Genomic DNA, 3,915 nt, shown 5'->3' on the forward strand with positions numbered 1-3,915 from the left:
GATCTAAGGTATTGATTTTTTATCAATACCTTTTTAAATATTTGTATAAAATTATTATATTGAAATAAATAAATTTTCTCTTTATATATTGAAAATGAAATGATATAATCTATTTCTAGTAGAATTATAATAGACATGAGGAGTATGTTTATGATAGAAAAAAATAATCACAAATATAAAAAAGATGTGCTAAGATTAGCCACATTTATAGGACAATTAATGCTTGCAAACGGGGCAGAAACATTTAGAGTTGAAGATACTGTGAAAAGGATTTGTAAATCAAGGGGATTTTCTCATATAAATGTATTTATGGCACCTAACACAATCATAGTATCTGATGATAGATTTGATGGATATACTTTTATGAAGGTAATAGAAAGTAGATGTATTAATTTAAATGTAATTGATGTACTAAATGATTTCTCTAGGAAATTCGTTAGCAATGTAGGTATGCCTGTTGAAGAAGCAATATATGAATTAAAGAATTTAGAATTCAAGCCACCTCATACCCAAAAAGCAGTGAATATTTGGACTGCTATAGGATCTTCCAGTTTTGCCGTATTAGTAGGTGGGGACAATGTACTTACATTTATGTTGACGCTTATCACATCTGTAATTGCAATGATTACTTTTGAAAAAGTGAAAAAAGTAAGTAATATACCTGTATTTGCAACATTAGTTGCATCTATAATAATAGGAATTTGTGGTATAGGCTTAGTTGAAGTTGGAATCCTAGATACACCGAAAATGTTGATAGTTGGTTCCATAATGCCACTTTTGCCAGGAGTACCATTTATAAAAGCTATAAGAGATTTAGTATCAGGAGAACTAATGTCTGGAGTTGGTAGAGCAATTGATGCAGGAATAATTGCTACAGCCATAGCGGTTGGTGTAGGTATTTCTATGAACTCATATGTGAAATGGGGAGGATTATTATAATGATTTGGATGCCACTTTATATACACATAATATTTTCATATTTAGCAGCAGTTGGCTTTGCTGTATTTTTAAACTCTCCCCAAAAGACATTATATATATCTGGAGCTATTGGAATGACATCTTGGATTATATATGTACTTTTAATGAGAATAGGGTTTGATATGATGAGTTCGAACTTTATTGCGTCATCTATAGCAGCTTTGTTATGTGAGGTATTGGCAAGGAAAATGAAAAAACCAACTATTTTATTTGTTGTTCCGGGTATAATAACTTTAATTCCAGGTCTTGGATTATATAATACAATGTCTTATGTTATAGAAGGAGACTTCCAACAAGCTTTCACAACAGGCGCAAATGTATTATTTGCTAGTGGATCTATAGCTCTTGGCGTTATAGTTGTTTCTTCTTTATTTAGAACTTACTATAAAAAGTCCATAATTAAAAAGGATATTGAAAAAGCAGAATTAGCATAAATATATTAATGATATAGGGGAATTATTCTCCTATATCATTAATATATTCTATAAAAGATTGAAATAAGGTAGGATCAAATTGTGTTCCAGCACATTTCTCAAGTTCTTTTATTGCTTTATTTTTACTCATAGCGCTTTTATAAGGCCTATTATTAGTCATAACATCGAAAGAGTCTGCAATATTAATTATTCTAGATACTAAAGGTATTTCTTCTTTTTTTAATCCAAGTGGATAGCCATTATCATCCCATCTTTCATGATGTGTAATCACTCCTTTTGCTACAGTATACAGCTCATTAGAAGCGTTTATAATACGATATCCCTTTTCTGGGTGAGTTTTCATTATTTCAAATTCTTATTAGTTAAGAGAACTAGATTTTAGTAATATATCTTCACAAATACCTATTTTATCAATATCATGTAGGGTAGCTACTAAAATTAATTCATCTAATTCGGAAATCTTAAAGTTTAGTTTTTCTTCTAAATCCAAGGCATATTTAGTTACTCTTTGAGCAAGTTCCTTAGTTTCTAAGTTTTTTTCTTCCAAGCTATTTCTATTATAAAGATCTGTAAGTACATCTATCTCGCTCAAATACCTTAATTTTTCTTCTAATACTTTATGTTGAGTGATATCTCTTGAAATTCCAACTATGCCACTTATATTCCCATGGTCATCTATTATTGGTGTTTTTACACTTTCTTCAATTACTATATGACCATCAGGGTGCTTATAGCAGTTTTTTCAAAGCTAATTATTTTTTTAGTTTTCAAAACCTCTTTATCTTGCCTGTAGAAATTCATAACTTTATGTTTTTCGGACATTAAATCTAAGTCTGTTTTTTTAATATACTATTATCAGCTAACAAATCGTATTTATGTAGATTTTTAAAGTTATCTGAAAATGCTTTATTATAGCCAAGGTATATGGAAATTTCGTCTTTGTAGAAGATTGACTAAGGAAGTGTATCAATTCTAGTTGTTTTTGTTTTTTCTCATTTATATCAATAACTATACCTGCAACACCTTGTACCTCTTGATTTTTATCAAGAATAGGAAATACATATGATCTAAAATATGAATCTTTGATAAGAGCTTCAGACATAGTCAATTTTTTGTAATTAAGGTTTTTTTAGTTGTTCATTATAAATATTAGCTTTTCCCTTAGATACTGCATCAATAGTTTTCTTTCTGATTATATCGCTGGCATTTACATTATATAGATTCTCATAATGATCATTTATAAAGATTATTTTTCTATCAATACCTTGTATCCATACAGGATAAGGTATATTTTCCAAAAATAATTTATATATGTCTATAGAATTAGTACTCTCCATAATAGGTACTCTTTTTAAATATATTTTTTATAAATTACGACAAGGAGTATTTTACAATTATTCAATGTTTATGTCTATAAGCGCATAGAAAAAGGAATTACTTAGGTTATATTAAGCAATTCCTTTTTCATTATCTTTCTTCTAGTATAAATTTGTTTATAACATGAGCAACTCCATCTTCATTATTAGAAAGAGTAATATAATCAGCCAAATCCTTTATTTCTGTAGTAGCATTTCCCATGGCAACCCCAAGACCAGCATATTCTATCATGTGCTTATCATTTTCTGCATCACCAACACAGATTATTTCATCTTTATCTATACCAAGTTCTTTAGCCAGAAGAGATATACCACTACCTTTATTTGCACCTACATTTAAAAACTCTAAAAATGAAGGCGTACTTCTTACTATGGTATATTTTTCGTAGTATTCTTTAGGAATTTTTTTTATACATTCATCTAATATTTCGGGATGGTCTATCATCATGAATTTAGACATGGCAATATCTTTAGGAACTTCATCTAATGTAGTAACATTTAAATGAACTCCAGTTAAGTTACACTCTAATACTGTATAATCACTGATATCTTTATTAAAAGTATAAAGGGTTTTTGTATCATAGAAATGACTTCTAGACCCAACTTCAAGGCTTAAATTATACAAATCAACTAAGTCTTCATACTTAAGTGTTAAGTGAGATACAGGGCTTTTAGTAAATGTATCTTGAACTAAAGCACCATTGAAAGTAGCAGCATAGTCACCTTCTTCTTTAAGGTTTAACTCTTCTAAGAATTGTTCGACACCTTTTAATGGTCTACCAGTGCATAGAACTACTTTGACACCTTTTTCTTTTGCTTCTTTTATAGCTTTTTTTACACCTTCTGTAAGCTGGTGTGAACTATTGATTAAAGTTCCATCAATATCTAATGCAATTAATTTATAACTCATAATTCCTCCTGTTGCATACTAAAAAATTTTAGAATATTTTTTAACAATAATATATATAGTTTAAAAGTTTTTATGTCTAAATTCAATAAAAAATTAAGGGAGAAAATACTAAATTTAAATAATTTTAGATATACTGTTTAGATATAATGTGACTGATTGTTAAAAAAATGTTAAAAATAAACTAGTAAGAATTTTAATCTTAATAAAGAGGTTATCT

General features: G+C 28.5%; 6 protein-coding genes and 1 pseudogene. 2 read left to right on the plus strand and 5 right to left on the minus strand.

Going from position 1 to position 3,915, the window contains the following annotated elements; genetic code table 11:
* The first annotated feature begins 150 nt into the window (after positions 1-150).
* On the plus strand, positions 151-939 hold the full coding sequence (locus NSA58_RS17130; RefSeq protein ID WP_074079148.1) for a threonine/serine exporter family protein: 789 nt from the start codon (positions 151-153) through the stop codon (positions 937-939).
* Entirely contained in the window at positions 939-1,412 is a 474-nt protein-coding gene (locus tag NSA58_RS17135) for a threonine/serine exporter family protein (protein WP_039678221.1), read from the plus strand. Before NSA58_RS17130 ends, NSA58_RS17135 begins: the two co-directional genes overlap by 1 nt.
* A gap of 22 nt (positions 1,413-1,434) precedes the next feature.
* On the opposite strand, the gene NSA58_RS17140 is transcribed toward NSA58_RS17135, so the two are convergent.
* From NSA58_RS17140 to yidA, 5 genes and pseudogenes are all read right to left on the minus strand, one after another.
* Positions 1,435-1,755, minus strand: coding sequence for an HD-GYP domain-containing protein (locus NSA58_RS17140; protein ID WP_074079149.1), 321 nt, complete (start codon positions 1,753-1,755; stop codon positions 1,435-1,437).
* 15 nt (positions 1,756-1,770) lie between these two features.
* Entirely contained in the window at positions 1,771-2,004 is a 234-nt protein-coding gene (locus tag NSA58_RS17145; protein WP_074079150.1) for an HD-GYP domain-containing protein, read from the minus strand.
* Positions 2,005-2,070: 66 nt separating this feature from the next.
* Positions 2,071-2,124: pseudogene (locus tag NSA58_RS21040) on the minus strand (hypothetical protein); the annotation flags it as partial.
* A gap of 406 nt (positions 2,125-2,530) precedes the next feature.
* Entirely contained in the window at positions 2,531-2,749 is a 219-nt protein-coding gene (locus NSA58_RS17150; protein ID WP_074079151.1) for a PAS domain-containing protein, read from the minus strand.
* Positions 2,750-2,879: 130 nt separating this feature from the next.
* The gene (gene yidA / locus NSA58_RS17155) at positions 2,880-3,698 is read right to left on the minus strand and encodes a sugar-phosphatase (protein WP_039678224.1); all 819 of its coding nucleotides are present in this window, start codon (positions 3,696-3,698) and stop codon (positions 2,880-2,882) included.
* Between the last annotated feature and the right edge of the window lie 217 nt (positions 3,699-3,915).

Origin of the sequence: Terrisporobacter muris (assembly GCF_024621905.1) — a bacterium.
In the GTDB taxonomy this organism is placed as follows: domain Bacteria; phylum Bacillota; class Clostridia; order Peptostreptococcales; family Peptostreptococcaceae; genus Terrisporobacter; species Terrisporobacter muris.